Source organism: Actinokineospora spheciospongiae (assembly GCF_000564855.1).
GTDB classification, from domain to species: domain Bacteria; phylum Actinomycetota; class Actinomycetes; order Mycobacteriales; family Pseudonocardiaceae; genus Actinokineospora; species Actinokineospora spheciospongiae.
In genome coordinates this window covers 1-25,118 of record NZ_AYXG01000166.1, presented here as the reverse complement: position 1 = coordinate 25,118, position 25,118 = coordinate 1, and the positions used below count along the sequence as shown (strand labels likewise).

The following is a 25,118-nucleotide window of genomic DNA, read 5'->3' as shown; positions in this document are numbered from 1 at the left end:
GCACTTGCGAGGCCGGTCTCGGAGGGGTTGAGCGGACCCAGGGTCATGTTGTCGGCGCGGCCGAAGAAGGGCCGGTCGTAGGCGGTGAGCCGTTCCATCATGTGCAGGTCACTGCCCAGGAGGAGCAACAACACCGGGTGGGGTGAGAGGCGGCTGAAGAGGTTCATGGACTGGTCTGCCAGGCCCGGGAGGGGGTTGCAACGGACGGCGGGGGCTTGGCGGTCGCGCTTGGTGGTGGTTCGGTGATGACGTCGCCCGGTGGCGGTGTCAGTCGGGCAGGGGGACGTCGATCACCGGGTGGGGGCGCAGGCGGGCGTGCAGCACCGCCGCCTTGACCGCCAAGCCCACCACCAGCGCCAGGAACGCGCCGACCGCGCCGAGCGTGGTCACCACCACGAGTGCGGTGGCCACCGTGGCGACCAGGCTGGCCAGGGCCGCCGACGTCGTCAGTGACAGGACCGCGCCGTTGGTGTTCTCCAGCAGGAACACCGCGTAGACGACCATGCAGAACGACGTCATCTCCACCAGGACCAGGCCGCCGATCGCCAGTGGGTGGCGTCCGATCGCGGCGAGGGCGTCCGGGCCGAGCGTCGACCGCGCGGTGAGCAGGGCCCCGGTGGTGGCCACGGCGATGCCGCCCGCTCCGATCGCGGTCCGGCCGAGCATGGTGCGGGCGCGCAGCCTGCCGCTCGCGCCGCCGGTGCCGCGCAGGCGCAGCGACGTGCTCGGTTGGATCAGCCGCAGCACCAGGATGCCGAAGGAGCCGAGGGTGCTCGACACCAGCAGCATCAGGTAGACCAGTGCGCTGTCGGCGGGTTTGTCCACCGCTGCCAGGACCACGAACAGGATGGAGACCCCGGCGGAGTCGGTGACGTCGGTGAGGCCGAGGAGGACGACCCGCCGGTTGAGCAGGCGGGCGAGGTCGCGGCGGTGGGTGGGGCGGGTGCGCAGGGCGGGGACCAGCCAGGCCAGGACCGCGCAGGCGACGACGAGCCCGGTGGTCAGCGCGAGCAGGTAGCCGTACGGGCGCAGCACCCCCGCCAGGGCCAGCCCGCCCATGCCCAGCACCCACACCGCGTACCCGGCGTAGCCGAAGCTGTCGCGCTCCGGGTGGTCGGCCAACCTGTGGACGGCGGCGAGCACCGACAGCAGGCCCATGCCCGCCGCGTTGGCCGCGGCCAGGCCGTAGAGGGCGGGGGCGCCGCCCACGGGGGACAGGGCGGCCGCGGCGAGCAGGCCCGCGGCGAAGAGCGCCGCCGCGCGGCCGATCAGCATCCGGGTGGTCTGCGCGGCGAGCAGCCTGGTCCGGGGGACCGCGGTCAGCGCCGCCTTCTCCACCCCGAGCACCACGCCGACCACCCAGGTGAACGCGCCGGTGGCGGCCACGTACCGGCCGAACGCGTCCGCGCCCCACACCGGGAGCAGGCCCAGCAGTGACAGTTGGATGGCGCCGCGGGCCACGCCGCGGCCGAGGACGACGCGCACCTTGCCCCCGAGCCCCCGGCCGAACCGGCCGCGCGGGGCGGTCGGTTCGGCGAGCTGGGTCGGTGCGGTCATCGCCGGGTCAGTGACCGGCGGGTTCGGGGTGCTTCTCGGACCCGCCCGCCGGGGTGCCGGTGGTCACCGCCGTGGCGCCCGCGCCCGCTCCGGGGGCCGGGGTGGTGGCGACGGCGCCGGGGGTCTGCCCGCCCCTGCCGACCAGGCGCAGCCAGAAGCGGTCCGGCAGGGTGAGCACCAGGACGGCCAGGACGACGTGGACGGCGATGAGGGTGAACGCCTCGTACTTGCTCGCCGGGTGTCCCAGCCGGACGGTCATGTGGTCGGCCCAGGTCCACACCTCGGGGATCGGGGTCCAGGCCGGGTCGGTGTGCGGGTTGATCGTCAGGAACGCCAGGTCCTCCAGGCCGGAGAGCTGCAGCAGCAGCATCGCGTAGCCGTGCCTGCGCGCGGTGCCCGGCGCGCCGCCGCCGAGCCGGTGGGCCAGGGTGAGGGCCAGGATGATGAACGGCGTCAGCGTCAGCACCAGGTAGTAGAAGCTCTTCTCGTTCGCCGCGGCGAAGAAGATCTGCGGCACGAAGAACGTGAAGAACACCAGGAAGCACACCGGCAGGGCCGCCAGGGAGATCCGGCGCCGGACCTCGGGACCGAACCGCATCGCCGCGATGGTCTCCACGGCGAGCACGAACGGCACCAGCTTCGCCAGCAGCACCCAGACGTTGGGGATCGCCTTCTGGTGCGGGAAGCCCACCCAGACCGCGGCGGCGGCGACGGCGGTGAGGACCGCCAGGACGATGAATTTCCGGTGCGTGCGCAGGCCGGTGTCGGTATCGCTCATGGGCTGTGGCTCCAACGATGGTGTTGCCCGAATCCAGAACCGGCATACTACGGATGAATTCCTTGCGGGAAAGCAAAATCGGCGACTCGGCCCAAGGGGGCGCGGCCATTCGGCCCACTGCCGGGGCCGGGCACCGGGAGAGGTGGAACGGTGCTGGTCTTCTCCGGACCCCGGTGGGCCGCCGCGGCGGACGCGGTCGCCGACCGGGCGCTGCGCGAGGTCCCGTTCTACCGGGAGCGGCTGGTGGGGGCGGGGGCGCGCGGTGGGCCGGTGCCCTCGGCGGAGCTGGCGGACCGGTTGTGGGCGCTGTGCCCGCTGGCGTCACCGTTCACCCCGGCGCGGGAGCCGACGCTGTGGACCGGTGTCCCCGGTGACCTCGCCGCCGCCGTCCGCCTGGCGGGCCGGTGGGGTCGGGCGACGCCGGTGGTGGAGGCCCGCCGCGCCTGGGTTCCCTGGACCCGCCTCACCCCGGCCGGTCCCGCCTACGCCCCGGTCGTCGTGTCCACCCCGGACCTGGACGGCCCCGCCCGGGCCCGCACCCCGGCGCGGCCGGTGCTGGTGGCGCCCCCGGCGGCGGTGGCGGAGCTGACCGCCCGGCTCGACCACGTCGGACCGGTGGTCCTGCGCCTGGCCGCCGCCGAGGTTTCGGGGCACCGGGGGAGGGCGGCCGTGCTGTTCGACCCGCACCTGGGCTACTTCGCGGGCCGCTCACCGGTCTGCGGCCACTGGCACGTGCTGTGGCGCCGCTTCCACGTCGCCGTGACCGGCGGTGCCCTCGTCGTCACGGCGCTGCGCAGGCGGCGGCCGACGCTGTCGCGGATCGCCGTCCCGGCCGGGGACTTCGCCCGCGTGGACCTGTGCCGCAGGCACCGGACCCCGGTCCTGCTCAGCGATCCAGCGCCGTGAGGGTGGCCGCGCGCAGCGGGCGGGCGCGGGTGCCCAGGTAGGCGTCGAGGGCGGCGGTGACCTCGGTGTCGTCGAAGGACCGCAGCAGGACCTTGCAGCCGGGGCCGCCGTCGGTGCCGAACAGGGCGGTGCGCAGCGCGCTCGCCTGCTCGCGGTCCAGCGGCCCGCCCCCGGCCCAGGCTGCTGCGGCCTTCTCGACCTCGTCGAGCGGCGGGTGGTCGGCGGTCTCGGCGCTGATGACCCAGCACAGGTCGCGGGCGTCGCGGGCCAGCCAGCGGCGGGCGTGCTCGACGCGCTCGGCCAGGCCGGGGGCGGCGGGGAACGAGGCGGTGACCCGGTCGGTGCGGTAGCAGGACTCGTGCAGCCTGCCGACGACCGCCGAGACGCCGGGCAGGCCGGGGGACTCGGCGCGGTCGAAGCGGGTGTGCAGTTCCTTGTAGGCGGCGCGGTCCAGGACCGGGCGGTCGAGCAGGCGCGCGGCGTGGGTGCGCGCCCAGGCCAGGACCGGTGGGGCGAGGACGGCCGCGTGCGGGTCGACCGGTTCGGCGGGCACCGGCGGTGGTTCGTCCAACACGGACAGGTCACCCGTGGTGACCACGGCGGTGCACGCGGTGCACCAGTAGCCCACCCGGCGGCGGCTCAGGCGGTGCACCACTGTGGACGAGCGGCTGCCGCACTGGGCGCAGGTGGCCGACGCGGTGTCGCGGTCCGGGGAGCGGCCGAGGGTGACGGCCACCCGGCGCAGCAGCGCCCGCGCCCGGCTCACCGGCCCACCACCACGAAGTTCGGCACGGTGCGCGCGCCGAACCGCTCCTTGATGTGCGTCATCCCCTTGCCCGGCAGCAGCGCGCGGCGACCGGAGGCGATCGCCAGCTCCACCATGGCCACGTAGTGGTCGAAGTACAGGTTCGGCCGACCGCCCTCGGTGCGGTCCCGGATGCCCCAGTAGCTCATGACCAGCTCCGCGCCCGTGTCGTGCACCGTCGACACGGCCAGCAGGTCCGAGCCCGCGCGGTAGGCGGTGAACCGGGTCGACGGGTCGTCGTTGAGCAGGGTGAAGTAGCGCTCCGGGATCGGTGGCCGGACCACACCGGGCGAGCGGTGGCGGTCGCGGACCTGGTTGACCAGCCGGGCGGCCTGCCCGGCCGGGACGGCGGCGGCCACCTCGCGGCGCACCGCGGTGTCCTCGGCGACGGTGGCCCGGATCTTGCGAAGCTGCGAGCGCCACTTCGGCGGCAGCACCCGCAGGTAGTCCGCCACCGCGGTCCACTCGACGTCGAGCACCGTGTCGGGGGAGACCGCGATCGCCCCGCGGAACCGGCCGGACACAGCGGGCACCACGTCCTCGGTGACGTGCCGGTAGCAGAAACCCGCGACCCGCCAACGGAAGCGGGCGCGCACCGCCGACTCGAACGCCACCACCGCCGCCCGCCTGCCCGCCGCGTCCAGCGACCGGGCGAACCGGTACCCGGCGATCGACGCGGGCGCCAGGCGGCACTCGAACACCCCCGCCACCGGCACCGCCCCCGGCCGGGCGAACCGGCGGACGTCGGTCGGCCCCTGGAACCGCCCGTGGAACAGCGCCACCGGCTCCGACCCGTCCGACACCACGCCCAGCACGGTCGGTGCCTGCGCGGCCCAGGCGGCGGTGACCAGCAGCGCCGAGCGCCACAGCGCGGGGGCGCCGGTCGCGGCGACCAGCCCGTCCCAGGCGCCGGGGACCGGGTCGACCAGCGGGTCGAGGAGTACCGCGTGCACCGGACCGCCCTCCAGGAGACCTTCTCGCGGGACCGGCCCGCGGCTACGCTCACCGCGCCCCCGCCCGCGCGGCCCACACTCTCCCGGAGGCGCACCGTGGATGTCCAGGACCCGAACACCGCCGAGACGGCCGAACGGGCGATCGAGCGCCACCTCGGCGCGGTCGTCGCCCGCGACCTGGAGGCCTACCGGGCCACCGTGCACCCGGACGTCACGGTGATCACCCCCAGCGGCGACATGCTGTCCGGGGCCGACGAGGTGGTCGGGTTCCACCGCGAGTGGTTCGCCGGTGGTGACTGGACGTACACAGTGGACCACCGTCGGTCAACCGCCACGGAGGCGACCGCGACCGCGGTGGTGGACGTGACCTACGTCGGCGGACCCGGCGCCGAGCCGTCCCGGTTCCGGATGGGGCTCACCTTCACCCGGGTCGGCGGCGCCTGGCTGCTCATCCACGACCAGTGCACCGTGCTCCGCTCGGAGTAACGCGGCGACAAAAGCCCCATCTGGCAAAGATCTGTTTAAGAAGAACCTTTTCCCCTGGTCGGCCCGGGGTTATAGTCCCGATCACTTCTCGTCCGCTCCCAACCCGGGTGTGCCACCGATTCCGGCTCCGGTGGTCTTTTCGCCGTGCCCGGGCCGCGCGGCGCGAGTCGTCCGGCCCCCGTCGTCCCGATCGGGGCCCAGGGGGTCTCAACCAGGCGTGACCACGGCTGGTGGTGGGTTCTAGGGAAGGGTCTTCGATGGGAAATCCGGTCCTCATCACGGGGGTGGCGGGCTTTCTGGGCAGCCATTTGGCCGATGATCTGCTCGGCCGGGGTTACTCCGTTCGCGGCATCGACAACATGATGGACGGATTCAAGGAGAACATTCCCGCGGGCGTCGATTTCCACGAACTCGACTGCCGCGACGCCCTCGACCTCGACCACCTCTTCGACGGGGTGGAACTGGTCTACCACTGCGCCGCCGCCCCGTACGAGGGCCTGTCGGTGTTCGCCCCCTACCTGGTCCACGAGCACACGACCAGCGCCACCGTGGCCATGCTGTCGGCCTCGGTGCGCGCGGGGGTGCGCCGGTTCGTGCACTGCTCGTCGATGTCGCGCTACGGCAAGCTGGTCCCGCCGTTCACCGAGGACATGACCCCCGAGCCGCTGACCCCGTACGGCATCGCCAAGTACGCCGCCGACCTCCAGGTGCGCGCGATCGCCGGGGTGCACGGGATGGAGTGGAACATCGCGGTGCCGCACAACATCATCGGCACCCGGCAGCGCTTCGACGACCCGTACCGCAACGTTGCCGCGATCATGATCAACCGGGTGCTGCGCGGGCTGCCGCCGGTGGTCTACGGCGACGGCAGCCAGTTGCGCTGCTTCAGCTTCGTCGGCGACGTGCTGTCCTGCCTGACCCGGCTGGGCACCGACCCCGGCATCACCGGTGAGGTCGTCAACGTCGGCCCGGACGAGGGCGAGGTGAGCGTGCTGGAGCTGGCCGAGCTGATCTGCGAGATCATCGGCGTGCCGTGCGACCCGGTCTTCATGCCCGCCCGGCCGCTGGAGGTCCACCACGCCACGTGCAGCTCGGACAAGGCGCGCAGGCTGCTGGACTACCGCACCGAGGTCGGCCTGCGCGAGGGGCTGACCGGCATGGTCGAGTGGATCGCCGCGACCGGCCCCAAGGACTTCAACTACAACCTGGACCTGGAGATCGTCAACGAGCTGACGCCGGAGACCTGGTCGCGGAGGCTGATGTGACGGGCAGAGCGATCAACACCGCGACCGGGCTCACCGCGATCATCCCCTGCTACAACGAGGGCGCGCAGGTCGAGGTGGCGCACGCCGCGGTGTGCGCGGCCCTGGACCCGGTGGGGGACCTGGAGGTCCTGTTCATCGACGACGGCAGCTCCGACGACACCCTGGCCCGGATCAAGGCCGTCGCCGCCCGCGACCCCCGGGTGCGCTACGTGTCCTTCGCCCGCAACTTCGGCCTGCCCGCCGCGGTCACCGCGGGCTTCCGGTACGCGGGCAAGCCGTGGGCGGTGCAGCTCGACGCCGACCTCCAGTTCCCGGCGGAGGAGACCTGGGCGCTGCTGGACAAGGCGGCCGAGGGCTACGACGTGGTCTTCGGTGTGCGCCGCGACCGCAAGGACAACTGGTTGCGCCGGGTCGGCGCGGCGGGCACCCACCGGGTCGCCCGGGGGCTGCTGGGCATCGAGGTGCCGCAGGGTGCCAGCTCGTTCCGGGTGGTGCGGACCGCGGTCGGGCGGACCATCGCGGACCTGCCCACGGCGAACTCGCACTTCGTGGCGAAGGCCCCGCAGGTCGGTGCGCGCTACACCAGCGTCCCGGTGGCGCACCGGGACCGGACGGCGGGCACGTCGAAGTTCCGCTTCGGCCGCCTCGCCGGGGACGCCTTCGAGCTGCTGCTGGGCTTCTCCTGGCGCCCGCTGAACATCATGTACGGGGTCGCGGGCGTGGCCGCCCCCGCGGCGCTCCTGCTGGCCCTCCTCGGCGTGTTCGGGTTGGTGGCGCCCTCGGTCCTGCTGGCGGTGGTCACGCTGGTGACCGCGCTGGGGCTGGCCTCCACCGCGCTGGTCGGCCGCTACCTGCACCGGCGGATGCTCGATGCCCGCCCGCGCAGGCACTACTACGTCAGGGAGGCCACTGTGGACATCGATCCGGCGGACATGGTCGACGGCGGCGCCACCCCGGTGCCGCCGCCCACCCGCGCCGAGCCGGTGCTGGTGGTGCTCGGCGCCGGTGAGGAGCAGGTCGTGCTCTACCGGGAGGCGCGCCGCCGCGGGCTGCGGACCGTCGCGGTGGACATGCGCGCGGACCGGCCGGGCATCGTCCTGGCCGACGAATTCCTCCCGCTGTCCACGACGGACCACGACGCCATCGCCGCCGCGCTCGCGGGCAGGCCGGTCGCCGGGGTCGTCTCCACCGCGGCCGACACCTGCCTGGAGTCCTGGCAGGTGCTCTCCGAGCGGTTCGCCACCCCGTGGCGCTACCCGGCGGCGGCCGTCGCCGCGTCGATGGACAAGTCGGCGTTCCACCGGCTGGCCGCCGCGGCGGGCGTGGCGACCTACCGCTGGGCGCAGTCCGACGACCTCGCCGAGCTGGCCGCGACCGTCGCCGACTTCCGGTTCCCCGTGGTGGTCAAGCCCACCGACGCCTCCGGCTGCCGCGGCGTGCTGCGCGTCGACGGGCGGGCGGACCTGGGTCCGGCGCTGGCCAACGCGGCGGTCTTCTCCCCGTCGGGGCAGGTGATCGTGGAGGAGTTCCTGGCGGGGCGCAACTTCACCGTCAACGTGTTCCTGCGCGGTGGCGCGGTCGGCTGGTCGCTGATCACCGAGAAGCGGATCGACCCCGGCCCGCGCTTCCTCATCCTCGGCCACCAGGCGCCCGCGGTGCTGGACCCGGCGGTGGAGCGCGCGCTGCTCGACGAGGCCGCCGCCCTGTGCGCGGCGATGGACCTGCCCGACGGCCCGGCGAACTTCGACGTGGTGCTGAGCCCCGACGGCACCCGGTACGTGCTGGAGGTCGGTGCCCGGCTCAGCGGCAACGGCCTGCCCGGGCTCGCCGCCGCCGTGTCCGGTGTGGACGTGGTCGCGGCGCTGCTGGACCTGGTGCTGGGCGAGCCGTTCGGGTTCGACCCGGCGCCGCCGCGGCCGACGCTGCTGCACGTGCTGACCTCACCGCTGGACGTGCCGGGCGAGGTGGTGGCCGTCGGGGACCTCGACGCGGTGCGCGCGCTGCCCGAGGTGACCGGGGTGGACCTGTTCGTCGGACCGGGCGACCGGGTGCTGCCGTTCACCGAGGCGGGCCGCAAGCTGGGCTGGCTGGTCGTGTCCGCCGACGAACCGGCCGGGCTCGACGCCGCGCTGGCCGGGGCGCTGGCGGCGCTGGACCTGGTCGTCGCCCCGGTGCCCGAGCCGGTCACCCCGGCCACCGTGGCCGTCGTGGTCCCGGCGCAGGCGGTCGACGCGCCGTCCGGCCGCGTGCTGGGAGCCGGTGACAAGGCGCCGGTGTAGTGGTCAGAAGACCTCGTAGCCCGGGGTCATCAGGCCGTCCGGGTCGTGCGCGGCGCGCGCTGCGGCGAGGGCGGGGAAGCGCTCGCCGAAGTGCGCGGCCCAGTCGGCCGCGCTCATCGGCAGGGCGCTGACCGGGTAGAGCACGCCGCCCGCCGCGCGGACCAGTTCGTAGGCCGCGCGGTTGTCCGCGACCAGCCGCCGCGCGGTCTCCGCGTCGTCCGCCGGGAAGCGCAGCAGGTTGAGCGCGAAGAGGTCCCCGCCGCCCGGGGTGCGCACCAGCGGGGTCGTGATGGCGCCCGCGCGGATCGGCGACAGCGCGACCCGGCCGAACCGCCCCAGGTCGGCCGGGTCGGTCCGGTCCAGCAGCCGGGGGAGCACGTCGTCGGCGGCGGCGTCGCCGAGGAACGTGGTCAGCCACGGGTGCGGGTTCCCCCACGCCCCCAGCCCGCGCAGCGCCGTCTCCAGCGGCTCCAGCCGCGAGAGCAGTTCGGCGTGGGTGACGGTGCAGGTCTGCACGGTGCCCTCGATGCCGTCCAGGACGTCGTCGGCCTTGTCGGAGAACAGCTCCGCGCCCTCCAGCGTGTACCTCCAGCCGTCGGGGGTCGGCAGGATCGCGCCCTGCAGGTGGTCCCAGCGGCCGTCGGCCAGCAGCACCCGCGCGTCGGCGAGCATGGTGGGCAGGTCCGGGCAGGTGATCGTGTGGCGGCGGGCGTGCGCGGGGGCCTCGACCAGCCCGAGCGTCACCTCGGTGACCACCCCGACCTGGCCGAGGCCGCCGCGCACCGCGTCGAACAGCTCCGGGGACTCGGTGGGCGAGCAGGTGCGCACCTCGCCCGCGCCGGTCACCACCTCCAACCCCAGGACGTGGTCGCTGGTGACCCCGAGGGCGTGGGTGGTCCCGCCGACCCCGCCGACGACGACCGTGCCGCCCACCGTCAGGTCCAGGTAGTCGGGCAGCACCGGGGGCAGCAGGCCGCGCGGCAGGGTCTCCTCGACGACCGCGCGCCAGGTGGCCCCCGCCGCGACCGTGACCCGCCCGTCCCGGGGCGCCTCGACCCGGCGCAGGCCGGTCACGTCCACGACCACCCCGCCGTCCACCTGGGACCGGCCATAGACCGAGTGCCCCGCGCCCCGCGCGGTTAGCCGGAGCCCGTCCGCCCGGGCGCCGGTGACGGCCGCCACCACGTCCTCGGTGCGCTCCGCGCGCACCACGCGCGCCGGTGTGCGGTGGACCAGGTGGCCGAAGTCGTCGTCCGGTGTGCTCACGGTGCCCTCCCCGGGCGGTTTCCCGCATGGTCATCCACGATCCTCACCGGACCGTGCCCTTTGTCGTCCCATTGTGCGAGCATCCGGTCGCAAGTGTGAGCGAGGAGGACGCCGTGGTGCCCGGTTCCGCGTTGCTGGTGCTCGACCTGATGAACGACCTGGTCCACCCCGACGGCAAGAAGGCCGGGGAGGGCTACCACCGCGCCGTCGACGGGCGCGGCGTCCTCGACCGCGCCGCCACCGCCGTCGAGCGCGCCAGGGCGGCGGGCATCCCGGTGGTCTACGTCGTGATCGGCTTCGAACCCGGCTACGCCGACTGGCCCGCCGCCTCGCCGCTGTTCCGCGCCCGCACCGACGACGACAAGCCCACGCTGGGCACCTGGGGCACCACCGTGCACGACCGGGTCGCGCCGCGCCCGGGTGAGCCGGTCGTGGTCAAGCGCCGGGTGAGCCCGTTCCACGGCACCCACCTGGACCTGCTGCTGCGCGGGCTCGGCGTCGACACCGTGCTGCTGACCGGGGTCGCCACCGAACTGGTCGTGCTCTCGGCCGCCCGCGAGGCGCACGACCGCGACTACCGCGTGCGGGTGCTGGCCGACGCCACCGCCACCGGCGACCCGGACGTGCACGAGTGGGCGCTGCGCATCATCGCCCGCACCGCCGAGGTCACCACGGTCAACGCCGCCCTGCCCCCGGTCGACACCGCCCTGCCCCCGGCCGACGGCGCACTGCCCCCGGCCGACGCGCGCTGAGCGGGGCACGGTCAGGTCCCGCCCTTGAGCACGTGCGCGGCGATCGCGTCGGCGTCGTGCACCAGGTCCCCCCACAGGCCGGGGCGGTTGCTGCCCACCTGCATGAACCACCGGGTGTGCTCGGTGGGGATGCCGACCACGTGCAGCCCGGTGTGCGCGCGGCCGTCGCGGTCCACCGGGTGGTACGGGCTGGTCGTCACCGCCACGCCCCCGGTGCGGAAGTCCCCGTTGGCGTAGGCGGTCCAGATGCCGCGCTCGCGCAGCCGCCTGGTCAGCGGGCTCAGGTCCCGGTCCAGGTCGGGGGAGGGGATGCGGGCGTCGACCACCACGTCCACGTGCACCGCCGCGCCGCCGACCACCGGCGAGGACACCACGAACCGCCCCGCCCCCGGGTCCGGGTCGAACCGGGCCGCCGGGCCGATCACCCGCAGCACCCCCGCCTCCAGCAGCGCCAGCACCTGCCGCAGCCGCACCGGCGGCGGCCCGGCGGCCAGGAACGCGCTGCGCGGGCCGTACCAGTCGATCAGGTCCTCGCGGTGCGAGCGCGGGGTCAGGCCGGAGAAGTCCGCCAGCCGCATGATCATGCCCCGGCAGTCGCGCAGCACGTCCATCGCCGCCTTGTGCGGGGAGTCCACGTTGCCCAGTTCGGCCTCGGCCAGGTCGGCGGCCACCGCCCCGGTCAGCGCCGCGTCGAACTCGGCCCGGTCGGCGAAGGTGCGGCCGGAGAACGGGCGGGCCAGCGCGTCCAGGTCGGCCTTGTCCACCAGCACCCCGTGCACCGCCGCCATCGCGGTCACGTCCGGCGGCACCGCCGGGTCGGCCAGTCCCTCGACGGCGCGGGCCACGGCGTGGGTGAAGGCCACCCCGGCCTCCTCCCCGTCGCGCAGCCGCAGCCGGGTCGCGCAGTTCACCAGGTCCACCTCGGCCAGCAGCCAGGGCAGCACGTCGCGGCGGAAGTCCAGCGGCCCCGACGGCACCCGGGCGCGGATGTTGTCCTGGGTGAACAGCGTCGGCCGGTAGGCGAACCTCGGCGGCTTCTGGTTGCGCCCGCGAGCGGGCAGCGGCATCCCGCTGCGCGACCCGGCCACCACCACCGGTTCGCGGCCGGAGGGCAGGTAGCGCAACCGGTCGCCGTCCGGCACGAACCGCCCGCCCCGGCCCAGGGTGAACGCGGCCAGCACGTCGTAGAACGACAGCCCCAGCCCGATCACCCCGACCGGGGTTCCCGGGGCGATGTCGGCCAGCGGCATGTCCGCGGCGGAGTCGCCGCGCAGGTAGCGCGGGCCCACCCGGTCGGCGGCGAAGTCGGCCAGCGCTTTCTCCCGGCCGGTCAGCTCCGGCACGGTGTGCCCGGTGGTCAGCACCACCTGGTCGGCGCGCAGGTCCTCGCCGTTCGACAGCCGCAGCAGGTAGCCGTCGCCGTCCGGGCCGATGTCCTCCACCGCGGCGCGCACCCGCAGCAACCGCACCCCGCGCGGCAGGTTCTGCTCCACCGCGTCCAGCAGGAAACGGGTGTAGCGGCCGTAGTCCGCGCGCGAGGCGTACCCGTCCGGGCTGGCGTTCTCCGGGTCCACCCCGGCCCACCACTCGTACAGCGACGGCCCCGCGCCCGCCCGCACCGGACCCTCGTCCGGCACCCCGGAGAACGCGGACACCATGCCCGCCACGGTGTTCATCAGGTACCACCCGGGCTGGTCGGTCCGGTAGACCCGGCCCGCGCCCACCTCGACGGCGTCGATCAGGTGGATGTCGACCAGCCGGTCGGTCTGCTCCTCGGCCAGCCGGGCCGCCATCCGCTCGACGGTGATCAACCCGCGCGGGCCGCTGCCCACCACGGCGACGGTCTGCGCGCGCCGCGCGCCCTGCTCGTTGCGCATCATCAGTCCCCGACGCGCCCGACCACGCCGTCGACCCAGCGGTCGGCGTGCGCGGCCGCCGCCGCCTCGTCGCGGAAGGCGTAGGTCTTGAGCAGCCACCGGGTCGCGGCCAGCTCCGGGTCGGTGATCTCCAGGTGCTCGCGGCTGTGCAGGCCGTCCTGGTTGGCGAAGGTGAACAGGTCGCCGGTGAGGATGCGGTGCCTGCTCTTGTCCGCGCGCACCAACGCGTCCTTGAGGGCGATCAGCGCGTCCTTCGCCTCCGGCGGCGCGTCCGGCGCGACGGTCGTGTGCGTGTCCACGTAGCGCACGGTGCGCTCACCGGAGAAGATCGCGTGCTTCTCCGAGACGGTCAACGCCCTGTTGTTGTCCCGCGACACCACGTCGAACGGGGTGACGAAGTGCTCCTGCCGCAACGTTTCCAAGTGCTCCCCGACATAGGCGCGCAGGGCGTCGCCGCTGACGAAACCGGTGTAGGTGACCTCGCTGTCCGGGCAGCGCATCCCCAGGAGGGTGATGTGGTCGGCGCGCACCGGGTGCGCGGCGCGGTCGTTGTGGAACGCCAGTTCGCCGTCGCTGTAGCCGGTCTGCTTGCCCCGGTAGCGGGTGATGGCGATGACGTCGACGTAGAAGTCCCCGTTGAACCGGGTCGCGTACGACAGCAGCGGCGTGGCGGTGAGCTGCCCGAACAGCTCCAGGAACGCCTCGCCGATGAAGGTCTTCTTCCGCGCGTACTTGTCGGTCAGCGGGTCGTCCTGGTCCAGCAGCGGGATGTCCGGGTCGAGCGGGCAGTTGCGCAGCGCGTGCGCGTGCACCCCCGCCGCGCGTTCGGCCCGCACCCGCTCGGCGACGCCCAGCAGCACCGGCGGCACCTCCCCGCGCTCCACCAGCCCGGCCACCCCGGCAGCGAACGCGGGCCGGTCGGCGTACGGGTCGGCGCGGACGGACCCCAGGGCGGCGCAAAGCGAGTTCCGCTCAGCTTCGGTGAACACGTGCACGGGCAACATCGATGGATCACTCTCTCGGCATGGGACAGGTGTGCGGCGCTACTCCCGCGCGGCGGCGGCCAGCGACGCGCGCAACTCCGGGGTCAACCGGGCGCCGACCCGCTCGACCAACGTGCTCATCTCGTAGGCCAGCAGGCCCAGTTCGCAATCGGCCGCCGCCAGCACCGCCACGTGCGACCCCTCGCCCATGGACATCAAGAACAGGTACCCCAGCGTCATGTCCACGCTGGTCTGCACCACCCGCCCCGCGTCCAGGCACTTCGCCGCCGCCTCGGTCAACCCGGCCAACCCGGACACGATCGCGGCCAACTGCTGCGCGTTGACCCGCGGCAGCGTCTCCGACGACGCCAGCACCAACCCGTCGGAGGACACCACCAGCGCGTGCGCCGCGTCGGGCACCCTGGTCACGAACTCGGCCAGGAACCAGCCGAGGTCGTCGTGCCGGACCCCGGCCCGCGCCACCGCCGCCTCCACCCGCCGCGACCGGCCCGGCCGGGTCACCGCTCGCCCCGATCGTCGCGCCCCTCGTCCACGTCCGACCCGCGCGCCCGGCGCAGGCCCCGCTGCAGGCCCGCGAGCCGGGCCCGGGTCTCCTCGGGGGTGCGCTGCGCGGGCGCCCCGAAGCCGCCCTGCCCGTCGGCGCCGTGGTGGCCGTCCTCGGCGGACCCGCCGAAGCCACCGCGCGGACCGCCGCCGGGTGCGTGGCCGAATCCGGCGCCGCTGCCGGGTGCGTGGTCGAACCCGGCGCCGTTGCCGGGTGTGTGGTCGAACCCGTTGCCGTTGCCGGGTGTGTGGCCGGGCCTGGCGTTGTTGTCGGGTGTGTGGTCGAACCCGTTGCCGTTGCCGGGTGCGTTGCCGGACCTGGCGCCGTTGCCGAGTGGGTGGCCGGATTCGGTGCGGTTGTCGGGTGTGCGGTCCGACCCGCTGCGGTTGCCGGGGGTGCGGCCGGGTCCGCTGCCGTTGCCGGGTGCGTGGTCGGAGCCGCCGCCGTTCCCGGTGGTGCCGTGGGCGCCGTTCGCGGCACCGGGGCCTGCCGGGTGGGTGCCTGCCGCGCCGTTGCCGAGGTCACCGCTGAGGCTGTTGCCCCGTGAACCGCGCCCGCTGGCGGAGTTGTTCCCGGCACCGTTCCCGGTGCCTGCGCTGAACCCGTTGCCGGTCGGGTCGGCGCTGTCGGAGCCCGCGCGGCGGCCGCGCCCGCTCTCGGCGGGGGCTTCGGGTGCGCCGCCGTTCCCGGCGCCTGCCTGCTTGCCGTTGCCGCTCGCGCCCGGGGTCGGGCGCTGGGTGGGCAGGCCGTGCGGGGGTGTGGCGGGGCGCGGGTCGGACCCGGTGGCGCCGGGGCGGTCGGTGGCGGGGATGCGGTGGGTCCCCGTGCCGCCCGGCGCGCGGTTCGGGGCGGGGCGCTGGGCGGGGAGGCCCTGCGGTGGGGTCCCGGTGCGCTCGGCGGTGCCGCGCGGACCGGAGCCGCCCGCGCCGGGCCTGCTGTGCGATCCCGTGCCGTCGCCGCGTCCGTCGGCGCGGCCGTTCCGGGCGCCGGAGCCGGGGTGGCCCGGGGTGCTGGTCCCGGTGGCGTGGCCGCTGATGCTCGTCACACCGCCTCGACCGTCGCGGGTGCCCGTATCCGGGGCGTTGTTCCCGGCGCCGCCCGCGCCGCCGCGGGCGCTCGTGGGTGCTCCCGTGCGGCTTTCCGCGCCGCCCGGGCCCCGGGTGCCGGTGCTGTCGGCGGCGTGGGTGCTCGCGCGTGTGCCCGAACCCCGGGTGCCGTTGCCGGAGGTACCCGCGTGGTCCGTGCCCGCGGAGCGGGGACCTGTGTCGCCCGGACCGTCGCGCTCGGGGCGTGGCGACCGGGTGTCGGGGGCGTCCGTGCCGCCGGGCAGGGCGCGGGCGCCGCGTCGGGAGCCGTTGTCGTTGCTCTGGGGGCCGCCGGGGGCGCTCGCGCGGTCGGTCCGGGGCGTCGGGGTGCCGCCCGTCGGGGTCGGGGGGGAGTCCGGCTGGGGGCGGCGCGGTCCGCTCGGCGGCTGCTCACCCCGGGTGCCGCCGGTCGACGGGGTGTCGGGGAGGGTGCGGCGGGGGCGGCCCCGGGTGGCGGCGGTGCGGTCGCCGGGGGCGGCGGAGGAGCGGCGGGGCAGGGCGCCGGGGCCCTGGCCGCTGTCCGGGACGTTGTCCAGTTTGGACCGGACCGCGCGCCAGTCCTCCTCGGCCGCCGCCGGTTCCGGGGAGTCCTGGGGCTTGGGCTTGAACCAGGGGGCGTCGGGGTTGGCGCGGGCGGGCAGCAGGTTGCCCGCGAAGCCGCCCGGGGCCTGCTGGGCGGGGGACAGGGGTTCGACCACGGTGGGCAGGCCGCCGGTGGCGCCGGGGTTGGTGGGCGGGCCGCCGCGGCGGCCGGGTTTGGCCATCAGGTCCGCGGGCAGGGTGATGACCGCGGTGGTGCCCGCGTCGACGCCGCCGTGCAGGCGGACGCGGATGGCGTGGCGCTGGGCCAGGCGGGCGACGACGTAGAGGCCCATGCGGCGCGACAGCGACACGTCGAAGTCCGGCGGGTCGGCCAGGCGCTCGTTGGCCTCCTCCAGCTCCTCGTCGGTCATGCCCATGCCCTCGTCGGAGATCTGGATGGCGACCTCGCCGCTGCGCACCCTGGCCGAGCTGACCAGTACCTGGGTGTCGGGGGCGGAGAAGGTGGCGGCGTTGTCCAGCAGTTCCGCGATGAGGTGCACCAGGTCCTTGACGACCCGGCCCTGGACCAGCAGGTCGGGGACCTGCTTGACCCGCACCCTGGTGTAGTGCTCGACCTCCGACAGCGCCGACTCGACGACCTCGCCGACCGGGACCGGGCGGGCCATCCGCTTGGCCAGGCCGCTGCCGGAGAGGATCAGCAGGTTCTCGCTGTTGCGCCGCATCCGGGCGGCCAGGTGGTCCAGGACGAAGAACCGGCCGAGCTGGTCGGGGTCCTGCTCGTTCTGCTCGAGCTGGTCGAGCTCGGCGAGCTGGCGCTCGATCAGCGCCTGGCTGCGCCGGGACAGGTTGACGAAGATCGCGTTGACGTTGTCGCGCAGCACGGCCTGCTCGGTGGCCATCCGCACCGCCTGCTCGTGCACCGCGTCGAACGAGCGGGCGAGCTGGCCGATCTCCTCGCCGCCGGAGACCGCGACCGGGGCGACGGCGTTGCGGGACGCGGCGACCGGGTCCGGGTCGTCGAGGATGCGCTTGACCGTCTCCGGCAGCCGCACCCTGGCCACGTCGAGGGCCTCGCGGCGCAGCGTGCGGATCGGGGTCAGGATGGACCAGGCGATGTAGAACATCAACCCGAGGGCCAGCACCAGCAGCGCGATCACGATGGCCGCGTCGCGGGTGGCCGCGGCGATCGCGGTGTCGGCGGCGGACTCGGCCTGCGCGCGCAGCCGGGCGATCAGGTTCGTCTCGACCGCGCGCAGCTTGTCGTTGGCCGCGACCGAGGTGTCCGACAACATCACCACGTCGGTGTCGAGCGGGGCCACCGGGTCGGCGCTGGACAGCGCGGTCTGCGCGATCGCGCGGCGGCGGTCGACCTCCGGGCCGCTGTAGCCGTCGTTGTAGGTCTGCCGCTCGTCCGGGGTGGCCACCGCGACGAAGTCGGCGATGGCGGCGTCGAAGCCCGCGTCCACCGAGCGGGCCCGGTTCTGCACGATGCCCGCGCCGAAGGTGTTGTGCACGGCGGCGACCAGCAGCAGCGCGTCGAGCTGCGCGCCGCGCTCCTTGGCCTGCCCCAGGGTCTGCACCGCGGTGCTCACCCGGGACGGCCCGCTGTCGGAACCGGACGTCGAGATCTCCCGGCCGAGCTGCACCAGCGGGTCGATGATGGTGTTGTAGCTGCTCAGCACGGCCAGGTCGGGGTACACCGCGCCCTGGGCGAGCTGGCGCAGCGCGTCGAGCTGGCGGAGCTGGTCGAAGGCGAGCTGGTAGCGGTTGCGCTTCTCGGCGTCGGGCAGCCGCAGGCCCCCGAGCGACTGGCGCAGCGCGAACACCGCTTCGTCCGTGCGGGTGAACTGCTCGCGGATGCCCGCGTTGTCGGCCATCCCCGTGTCGCCCGCCGCCACCCGGGTGACGACCAGCGCGCGCTCGTGCTGCAACGCGTGCACGGTGGCGGTGACCTGCTGGGAGACGTCGACCTGGTCGACGATGCGCTGGTAGCCGTCGGCGTTGTCCAGCTCGGTCTGCACCCGCAGCCAGCCGAAGACGGCCGCGGTCAGCGCGGGCACCAGCAGCACCACGGTCATCTTGGTGCGCAGCCGCCAGTTCTTCGGCTGCCAGGCCCCGGTCGCCGCGGCGGGGTCGCGCCGGGGTCTGGGCCTGCGGGGCTTGGGGGCGAGGATGGCGCGCTCGCGCTCGGCGGCGGCGGGGTCGCCCGCCCGCCCGCCGTCGGGGCGCTCCTGGGTGGACCGGGTCTCGTCCTCGGCGCTCACCGGTCGCAACCCCCGGGCAGTGTCGTCTCCGGACACCTCGTCCACATAGTCCGCACTCTCCGCTGGTGGCTTCTGCTGCGCGTTCGTCCGACAAGTCGGTGGAGTCCTCCACCGTTGTCAGCGTTCAGTTACCCGGATTGCTCCGAATAAGCAAGCCGCCGATTCGGGCGCTCTCCACCGCCAGATACTGTCACGCCTCGATTTGACGAACCATCATTGGCCCGAATGGCGCAGTGCTGACCGGAAAGGAACCTGTTGTTCACTTTCGGATGTACGGTGACGCTTCGCAACTGATTCACCACCTGGGCATTCTCCCTGCACGAGCCGCATATCCGCAGCTCAGATTGTGTCGAGTGGACGTGAATGGACGGTATTCTCACGATGACCGTCGTGACTGGATGCACCCGCGCTCCACAGTTCGACGGCGTATCGATGCCGCAGCGTGATCGACAGGACTTGACAGCGGACTAAAGTCCCCTGGGCCGCGTGGAGAACGCACCCACGTTTCGGCGAGTCGATGAGTCTTCCCATGTGAGGAGCAAACGGTGGTGCAAAGCGGCGGCTCCCCCGGGCACGGTGCCCGGTCCCGCGGGCTGTTCCGGACGCTGCGGGCGGGTGCCGCGGTGACCGCGGTGGCCCTGGTGGCGTCCGGTTGCGGGCTGCTCGGCGGCTCCGACGACGCCGACGCCGGGTCGTCGACCGGCCCGGTCGAGAAGGCCACGGTCCGGGTCGCGATCATCCCGTCGACCGACATGGCGCCGCTGTGGGTGGCCAAGACCCAGGGCTACTTCACCGAGCAGGGCATCGAGGTCGAGTTCGTGACCAAGGGCGGCGGCGGTGACGTGATCACCAGCCTGCTCGGCGGCGACGTGGACTTCGCCTTCGCCAGCTACCCGCTGCTGGTGCAGGCGCAGCAGAAGGGCCGCGGCGCGACGAACATCAAGGTCGTCGCGGACGCCTCGGCGGCCAAGCCGGACACCACCGCGGTGGTGGTGGCCAAGAACTCCCCGCTGCGCAGCCCGGCCGACCTGCAGGGCAAGAAGATCGCGGTGACCTCCACCGGCAGCATGGCCGACCTGGCCGTGCTGGCGGGCATGAAGGCGGCCAAGGCCGATACCGCGGGCATCCAGTGGCAGCAGATGAAGTTCCCGGACATGCTGCCCAAGCTGGGCACCGGCGAGATCGACGCGGCGTTCCTGGTCGAGCCGTTCCTGTCCATCGCCCAGGCGCAGCTCGGGGTGTGGACGGTCTTCCAGCCCATGACCGGGCGGCTGGAGGGCATCGCGCTCAACGGCTACGCCGCGCTGGAGAAGACCACCCAGCAGTACCCCAAGACCGTCGCCGCCTTCCAGCGCGGGGTGGAGAAGGCCCACCGCGAGGCGGCCACCCGCTCCGGTGACGACGCCGTGCGCCAGGCGCTGATCCAGAACGCGAACGTCAAGCCGGAGATCGGCCCGGTGCTGCACCTGCCGGACTACCCGATCACCACCGACGTCACCCGGTTGCAGCGGGTCCCGGACCTGCTCAAGGAGTTCGGCCTGATCGCCGAGCCGTTCGACATCAAGCCGATGGTGCTGGCCACCCCCGCGGGCTGAGCGCGTGCGCGACGCCCTGCTGCGGGTCTGCGGAGCGGCCTGCGTCCTCCTGGTGTGGGAGGCCGCGGGCCGCTCCGGGCTGTTCCTGGACGGGTACCTCCCCCCGCCCAGCCAGGTGTTCCCGCAGGTCGTGCACCTGTTGGGGGACCCGGAGTTCCTGCTCGGGGTCGTCGCGACCGTGCTGTCCTGGGCGATCGGGCTGCTGATCGCCACGGTGGTCGCGGTCCCGCTCGGCCTGCTGCTCGCCGCCCGCCCGCTGGCCCGCGCCGCGAGCCGGGCGGTGGTCGAGTTCCTCCGGCCCATCCCCACCGTGGCGATGGTCCCGCTGGCGGTGGTGGCCGTCGGCGGCGGACCGGAGACCAAGATCGGCCTGACTGCCTTCGCCGCGCTCTGGCCGGTCCTGTTCACCACCATGTACGCCTACGACGAGGTGGAGCCGCTGCTCGTGGACACCGCCAGGGCGTTCGGGCTCAGCCGGTCGCGGGTGGCGCTGCGGGTCGCGCTGCCCAGCGTGGCGCCGTTCGTGCTGACCGGGGTGCGGCTGTCCGCCGCGATCGCGCTGTCGGTGCTCGTCGGCGTGGAGATGCTGACCGGCACCAGCGGCGGCATCGGCGAGTTCATCCTCCTGGCCTCCAGCGGGGCCACCAGGATGGACCGGGTGCTGGCCGCGGTGGTGGTCGCCGGTGTGCTCGGGTACCTGATCAACGAGGGCCTGGAGCGGGCGCAGGTCCGCTGGTTCGGTTGGCGCGGCGCCGAGGTGGGCGCGGGATGAGCGCGACCACGGCGGTGCGGTCGCCGCGCGCCCGGTGCGGCGCGGGGGTGGCGGCGTTCGCGCTGCGCTGGGGGTTCTTCGCCGTCGTGGTCGGGGTGTGGCAGTGGGTCGCCGCCGCCGCGTACCACCCGTTCTTCCCGGCCCCGGCGGAGATCCTGGACACCGCGCTGCGCCTGTGGTTCACCGGGGGCTTCCCCAGCGGGGCCGTGGTCGACGGGCCGCTGGCCAGCCTGGGCCGGGTCGTCGGCGGGTGGGCGCTGGCCTCGCTGCTCGGCGTCGCGCTCGGCACGCTGCTGGGGCTGTCGCGGTCGGCGAGCGTCGCCGCGGGGCCGGTGTTCGCGTTCTTCCGGTCGCTGCCGCTGCCCGCGCTGGTGCCGGTGTTCGTGCTGCTGACCACGCTGGGCACGCGGATGGTGTTGACCGTGGTCGTGTTCGGCGCGGTGTGGGCGGTGCTGCTGGCGACCGTGGACGGGGTGCGCTCGGTGGACCCGGTGCAGGTGGAGACCGCGCTGGTGTACCGGGTGCCGTGGTCGGTCCGGCTGTTCGGGGTGGTGCTGCCCGCCGCGCTGCCCAAGGTGTTCGCCGGGCTGCGGGTCAGCCTGTCGCAGGCGCTGGTGCTGGTGGTGGTCGCCGAGCTGTTCGCCCCGAACGGCGGGCTCGGCGCGCAACTGCGCGACGCGCAGAACAAGTTCGACTTCGCCGCCCTGTGGGCGGTCCTGGTGGTGCTGGGCGTGTTCGGCTACGCCCTCAACACCGCGTTGCTGGCCGTCGAGCGCCGCTTGCTGGGGTGGCACCGCGCGGCGGCCGGTTCCCTGGGGGGTCCGTGACCGAGCAGAACCGGTTCCCATCGAGAAGGGTTCGTTCCACGTGGACACCGACGACCGCGCCCAGCCACCCCAGGACACCGCCACCCACCCGGGACCGGCGGACCCCGGTCCCCTGATGCCCGCCGCGGTGGACGTCATCGACTGCACGCTGCGCGACGGCGAGCAGACCCCGGGCGTCTGGTTCACCGTCGCCGAGAAGGTCGAGCTGGCCACCCTGCTCTCCGAGGCGGGGGTGCTGGTGCTCGACGCGGGCTTCCCGGCGTCCTCCGGCGCCGACGTCGAGGCCCTGCAGGGGATGCGGCAGGCGGGCATCGCCGCGGCGGTGGGCGCCACCGCCCGACCGGTGCAGCAGGACATCGCCGCCGCCCGCAAGGCCCAGGCCGACGAGGTCTTCCTGTTCATGCCCACCAGCGACCTGCGGTTGCGCGAGACGCTGGGCATCACCCGCGACCAGGCGGCGCGGATCATGCGCGCCGGGGTGGACGAGGTGCTCGGCAACGGAATGGGCCTCAACATCGTCTTCGAGGACGCCACCCGCGCCTCCCCCGAGCACATGGCCCGGCTGGTCGACGAGGTCTGCCTGCCCGGCGAGGTGTCGCGGCTGATCCTGGCCGACTCGGTGGGCTGCGCGCATCCGGGGTCGATGCGCGCGCTGGTGCGCACCCTGGCCGAGCGGCTCGACCCGGCCATCGACATCTGCGCGCACACCCACAACGACTACGGCCTGGCCACCGCCAACACCCTGGCCGCGGTGGAGGGCGGGGCCCGCGCGATCACCTGCACGGTCAACGGCATCGGCGAGCGCGCGGGCAACGCCGACCTGGCCGAGTGCCTGGCCTCGCTGACCCACCTGCACGGCGTCGAGCACGGGGTGGACGCCACCGCGCTGCCCCGCCTGTCCCGCCTCGTCGAGCGGATCAGCGGCATCCACATGGCCGCGACGAAACCGGTGACCGGCGGCAACGTCTACCGGCACGAGTCCGGGCTGCACGTGGACAGCATGCTCAAGGACGTGCGCAGCTACGAGGTGCTGCCACCGTCCTGGGTCGGCGCCGAGCGCGGGTACGTGCTGGGCAAGCACTCCGGCACCTCGCTGGTGCGCGAGGTGCTGCGCCGCACCGGCACCGCCACCGACGTCGACGACGACACCGCCCGCCGCCTGCTGGACACCGTCAAGTCCACTGTGGATGGCTGGGACAAGTCCGGGCACGACGCCGCGCACGCGGCCAAGGAGCGGTTCGTCGCCACCGCGCTGGCGGGCGTGTCCCCCGACGTCGTGGTCGCCGAGTACCACCGGATCGCGGGAGCGCAGTCGTGAGCGGGCGGACCATCTCCGACATCATCATCGACGCGCACAGCCTCGACGAGGACCGGTCGGCGCTGTTCCGCCGGGTGTCGGTGGACGCCGTGCTCGGCCACGACGCCACCACCGCCCTGCTGATCGACGACTTCGAGCGGCGTGGACTGTCCATCTGGGACAAGTCGAAGGTGCTGCTGACCAACGACCACTTCGCCCCGCCCGCCACCGCCGAACGGGCCGACATCTCCAACAAGTTCCTCGGCTGGGCGCGCGGGCTGGACATGCCGAACCTGATGCTGGACAAGGGGATCTGCCACCAGTTGCTGGTCGAGCACCGGCTGTGCCAGCCGGGCGGGCTGATCGTCGGCGCCGACAGCCACACGATCATGGCGGGCGCGGTCAACACCTGCGCCACCGGCATGGGCGCCACCGACATCCTGTTCACCCTGGCCACCGGCACCACCTGGCTGCGGCTGCCACCCACCATCGCCGTCCGCTTCACCGGCGCGCTGCCACCGGAGTCCGGTGGCCGCGACGTCGTCCTGGAGCTGCTGCGGGTGCTCGGCGAGGGCGGCGCGCAGTACCGCAGCCTGGAGTTCCACGACGAGACCAGCACTCGGCTGCCGCAGGACGACCGGTTCGCCATCTCCAACATGGCGGTGGAGATCGGCGCCAAGTTCGGCGTGTTCGCCGCCGACGAGGTCACCGAGGCCCACTGCCGCGACCGCGACGGCCTGGGTCCCGGCGAACCGCTCCTGGGCACCCCGGTCCGCCCGGACGCCGACGCGGGGTACGAGCGGGTGATCGAGCTGGACCTGACCGACCTCACCGCCCGGGTGGCCAAGCCGTGGTCGCCGGGCAACGTGGTGCCGGTCGCCGAGCTGGAACCCACCGAGATCACCTCGGCGTTCCTCGGCTCCTGCGCCAGCGGGCGGCTCGCCGACATCCGCGACGCGGCCGAGGAGGTGGCGGGCAAGCGGGTCCACCCCAATGTCCGGTTCGTGGTCATCCCGGCCTCGGTCGAGGTGTTCAAGCAGGCGTTGCGCGCCGGGTACGTGGAGGTGCTGACCGAGGCGGGCGCCCAGTTCAACCACTCCAGTTGCGGGGCCTGCGGCGGCATCGACAAGGGCGTGCTCGGCGCCGCCGACGTGTGCGTGTCCAGTTCCAACCGCAACTTCCGGGGCCGGATGGGCCACTGGGACAGCCGCACCTACCTCGCGTCCCCGCGCACCGTGGCCCGCGCGGCCCTGCGCGGGGCGATCACCCCCGACCTCTACCGGGAGGCGCAGTGACCAGCGGAACCGACGGCGCGACCGGACCCGTCGAGGGCCGGGTGTGGCGCTTCGGCGACGACGTGAACACCGACGTCATCCACCCGCCCGCCTTCTACAGCCTCGACCCGGACAAGGTCCGCCGCGGCCTGTTCCACGGCTACGACCCGACCATCGCCCGCGACCTGCGCCCCGGTGACGTGTTCGTCGCGGGCCGCAACTTCGGCTGCGGTTCCAGCCGGGAGACCTCCATCCGCGCGATCAAGCTCAACGAGGTGGGGGCGGTCGTGGCGGTCGACTTCGCGCGGATCTTCTTCCGGAACGCGACCAACAACGGGCTGCCCTGCCTGACCTTCGCCCGGCCCGCCGACCTGGAGCTGGTCGAGGCGGGCACCCGGGTGGTCCTCGACCCGGTGGCGGCCACGCTGACCTGCGCGGACGGCACCGTGGTCGAGCTGGTCCCACCGGGGGAGTTCGTGCGCGAGATCTGGGCCGCGGGCGGGTTGCTCAACCTGCTGCCCACCGGGATGAGCGCGCCGGAGTCGTGAATTGCCCCGGCATTCCCGGGCGTCTCACCAATGGTGGCGAGGTCGGCATTCCCGTGATCGGCGATACGCTGATCGGGGTGGTGCATGGCGTCGCGGGCTCGGATGTGATCCAATAATGGATAGGATCTGCCCGTTTCCGCAAAAAAGGTGTGCCATGGCTCAGAAGACGATCGTGCAACTGTTCGATGATCTGGACGGTTCCCCGGGCGAGGACATTCGCCCGATCGAGTTCAGTCTCGACGGCGTGCATTACGAAATCGACCTGAACGAGGCCAACGCCGCCCGCCTCCGCGAGGAGATGGCCGAGTTCGTCAACGCCGCCCGCCGCACCGGCGGCCGGGTCCGCCGCGGCGGGGCGCCCGCCAAGGCCGTCGGCGAGGTCCGCAGCAAGGAGCAGACCAAGGCCATCCGCGACTGGGCCAGGCAGAACGGCCACGAGAT

General features: G+C 74.0%; 21 protein-coding genes. 12 read left to right on the top strand and 9 right to left on the bottom strand.

Annotated features, from left to right (window positions below; all coding sequences use genetic code 11):
• Window positions 1–267: 267 nt before the first annotated feature.
• Both UO65_RS21950 and UO65_RS21945 read right to left on the bottom strand, forming a co-directional pair.
• Window positions 268–1,557, bottom strand: a complete 1,290-nt coding sequence (locus tag UO65_RS21950; RefSeq protein ID WP_052021547.1) for a hypothetical protein — start codon at window positions 1,555–1,557, stop codon at window positions 268–270.
• A 7-nt stretch (window positions 1,558–1,564) separates the two neighbouring features.
• Entirely contained in the window at window positions 1,565–2,335 is a 771-nt protein-coding gene (locus UO65_RS21945; RefSeq protein WP_084176083.1) for a hypothetical protein, read from the bottom strand.
• 150 nt (window positions 2,336–2,485) lie between these two features.
• On the opposite strand from UO65_RS21945, the gene UO65_RS21940 reads away from it, so the two are divergent.
• The gene (locus UO65_RS21940; RefSeq protein WP_035285756.1) at window positions 2,486–3,241 is read left to right on the top strand and encodes a hypothetical protein; all 756 of its coding nucleotides are present in this window, start codon (window positions 2,486–2,488) and stop codon (window positions 3,239–3,241) included.
• Here UO65_RS21940 and UO65_RS21935 read toward each other — a convergent pair.
• Window positions 3,222–4,007 (bottom strand): hypothetical protein, encoded by a 786-nt coding sequence (locus tag UO65_RS21935; RefSeq protein WP_035285753.1) that lies wholly within the window; start codon window positions 4,005–4,007, stop codon window positions 3,222–3,224. The genes UO65_RS21940 and UO65_RS21935 overlap by 20 nt on opposite strands.
• Window positions 4,004–4,999 carry a GNAT family N-acetyltransferase gene (locus UO65_RS21930; RefSeq protein ID WP_035285750.1) on the bottom strand — a complete coding sequence of 332 codons (996 nt, stop codon included), beginning with the start codon at window positions 4,997–4,999 and terminating at the stop codon, window positions 4,004–4,006. The genes UO65_RS21935 and UO65_RS21930 overlap by 4 nt, the downstream gene beginning before the upstream one ends.
• Before the next feature lie 96 nt (window positions 5,000–5,095).
• On the opposite strand from UO65_RS21930, the gene UO65_RS21925 reads away from it, so the two are divergent.
• The 3 genes from UO65_RS21925 (at window position 5,096) to UO65_RS34820 (ending at window position 9,029) form a co-directional block, all read left to right on the top strand.
• Entirely contained in the window at window positions 5,096–5,485 is a 390-nt protein-coding gene (locus UO65_RS21925) for a YybH family protein (RefSeq protein ID WP_063935994.1), read from the top strand.
• Between the two features lie 257 nt (window positions 5,486–5,742).
• A complete protein-coding gene (locus UO65_RS21920; RefSeq protein ID WP_035285747.1) occupies window positions 5,743–6,750 on the top strand; it encodes an NAD-dependent epimerase/dehydratase family protein in 1,008 nt (335 codons plus the stop codon).
• On the top strand, window positions 6,747–9,029 hold the full coding sequence (locus UO65_RS34820) for a glycosyltransferase (RefSeq protein WP_084176080.1): 2,283 nt from the start codon (window positions 6,747–6,749) through the stop codon (window positions 9,027–9,029). The genes UO65_RS21920 and UO65_RS34820 overlap by 4 nt, the downstream gene beginning before the upstream one ends.
• Window positions 9,030–9,032: 3 nt before the next feature.
• Here UO65_RS34820 and UO65_RS21905 read toward each other — a convergent pair whose 3' ends face one another.
• Window positions 9,033–10,295, bottom strand: coding sequence for an FAD-binding protein (locus UO65_RS21905; protein WP_052021543.1), 1,263 nt, complete (start codon window positions 10,293–10,295; stop codon window positions 9,033–9,035).
• Window positions 10,296–10,390: 95 nt separating this feature from the next.
• Here UO65_RS21905 and UO65_RS21900 point away from each other — a divergent pair, with 95 nt between their 5' ends.
• Window positions 10,391–11,047, top strand: a complete 657-nt coding sequence (locus UO65_RS21900; RefSeq protein WP_052021542.1) for a cysteine hydrolase family protein — start codon at window positions 10,391–10,393, stop codon at window positions 11,045–11,047.
• 11 nt (window positions 11,048–11,058) lie between these two features.
• Here the strand turns inward: UO65_RS21900 and UO65_RS21895 are convergent, their stop codons facing one another.
• Genes UO65_RS21895 through UO65_RS33530 form a run of 4 tightly spaced genes read right to left on the bottom strand, consistent with a single transcriptional unit; the run spans window position 11,059 to window position 18,364 of the window.
• Complete coding sequence (locus UO65_RS21895) at window positions 11,059–12,927, bottom strand: FAD/NAD(P)-binding protein (protein WP_084176076.1); 1,869 nt, start codon at window positions 12,925–12,927, stop codon at window positions 11,059–11,061.
• Window positions 12,927–13,928, bottom strand: coding sequence for a TauD/TfdA family dioxygenase (locus UO65_RS21890; RefSeq protein WP_035285744.1), 1,002 nt, complete (start codon window positions 13,926–13,928; stop codon window positions 12,927–12,929). Before UO65_RS21890 ends, UO65_RS21895 begins: the two co-directional genes overlap by 1 nt.
• Before the next feature lie 39 nt (window positions 13,929–13,967).
• Window positions 13,968–14,390: a roadblock/LC7 domain-containing protein gene (locus UO65_RS21885; protein WP_035285788.1), complete on the bottom strand. Its 423-nt coding sequence runs from the start codon at window positions 14,388–14,390 to the stop codon at window positions 13,968–13,970.
• 35 nt (window positions 14,391–14,425) lie between these two features.
• Window positions 14,426–18,364: a nitrate- and nitrite sensing domain-containing protein gene (locus UO65_RS33530; protein ID WP_052021536.1), complete on the bottom strand. Its 3,939-nt coding sequence runs from the start codon at window positions 18,362–18,364 to the stop codon at window positions 14,426–14,428.
• Between the two features lie 545 nt (window positions 18,365–18,909).
• Here UO65_RS33530 and UO65_RS21875 point away from each other — a divergent pair.
• The 7 genes from UO65_RS21875 to UO65_RS21845 form a co-directional block, all read left to right on the top strand.
• Complete coding sequence (locus UO65_RS21875) at window positions 18,910–19,959, top strand: ABC transporter substrate-binding protein (protein WP_052021534.1); 1,050 nt, start codon at window positions 18,910–18,912, stop codon at window positions 19,957–19,959.
• A gap of 4 nt (window positions 19,960–19,963) precedes the next feature.
• On the top strand, window positions 19,964–20,731 hold the full coding sequence (locus UO65_RS21870; protein WP_052021532.1) for an ABC transporter permease: 768 nt from the start codon (window positions 19,964–19,966) through the stop codon (window positions 20,729–20,731).
• The gene (locus tag UO65_RS21865) at window positions 20,728–21,558 is read left to right on the top strand and encodes an ABC transporter permease (RefSeq protein WP_084176073.1); all 831 of its coding nucleotides are present in this window, start codon (window positions 20,728–20,730) and stop codon (window positions 21,556–21,558) included. The genes UO65_RS21870 and UO65_RS21865 overlap by 4 nt, the downstream gene beginning before the upstream one ends.
• Before the next feature lie 40 nt (window positions 21,559–21,598).
• Entirely contained in the window at window positions 21,599–22,876 is a 1,278-nt protein-coding gene (locus UO65_RS21860; RefSeq protein ID WP_052021530.1) for a LeuA family protein, read from the top strand.
• Entirely contained in the window at window positions 22,873–24,150 is a 1,278-nt protein-coding gene (locus UO65_RS21855) for a 3-isopropylmalate dehydratase large subunit (RefSeq protein ID WP_035285741.1), read from the top strand. The genes UO65_RS21860 and UO65_RS21855 overlap by 4 nt, the downstream gene beginning before the upstream one ends.
• A complete protein-coding gene (locus tag UO65_RS21850; RefSeq protein ID WP_052021527.1) occupies window positions 24,147–24,677 on the top strand; it encodes a LeuD/DmdB family oxidoreductase small subunit in 531 nt (176 codons plus the stop codon). The genes UO65_RS21855 and UO65_RS21850 overlap by 4 nt, the downstream gene beginning before the upstream one ends.
• 154 nt (window positions 24,678–24,831) lie before the next feature.
• Window positions 24,832–25,118, top strand: a 287-nt coding sequence (locus UO65_RS21845; protein ID WP_035285738.1) for a histone-like nucleoid-structuring protein Lsr2, incomplete at its 3' end; no start/stop codon positions are given.

Excerpts from the sequence above, each read along its gene's own strand:
- UO65_RS21950 (WP_052021547.1), bottom strand. The coding sequence starts at position 1,557 with ATGACCGCACCGACCCAGCTCGCCGAACCGACCGCCCCGCGCGGCCGG.
- UO65_RS21945 (WP_084176083.1), bottom strand. The coding sequence starts at position 2,335 with ATGAGCGATACCGACACCGGCCTGCGCACGCACCGGAAATTCATCGTC.
- UO65_RS21920 (WP_035285747.1), top strand. The coding sequence starts at position 5,743 with ATGGGAAATCCGGTCCTCATCACGGGGGTGGCGGGCTTTCTGGGCAGC.
- UO65_RS21895 (WP_084176076.1), bottom strand. The coding sequence starts at position 12,927 with ATGATGCGCAACGAGCAGGGCGCGCGGCGCGCGCAGACCGTCGCCGTG.
- UO65_RS21890 (WP_035285744.1), bottom strand. The coding sequence starts at position 13,928 with ATGTTGCCCGTGCACGTGTTCACCGAAGCTGAGCGGAACTCGCTTTGC.
- UO65_RS21865 (WP_084176073.1), top strand. The coding sequence starts at position 20,728 with ATGAGCGCGACCACGGCGGTGCGGTCGCCGCGCGCCCGGTGCGGCGCG.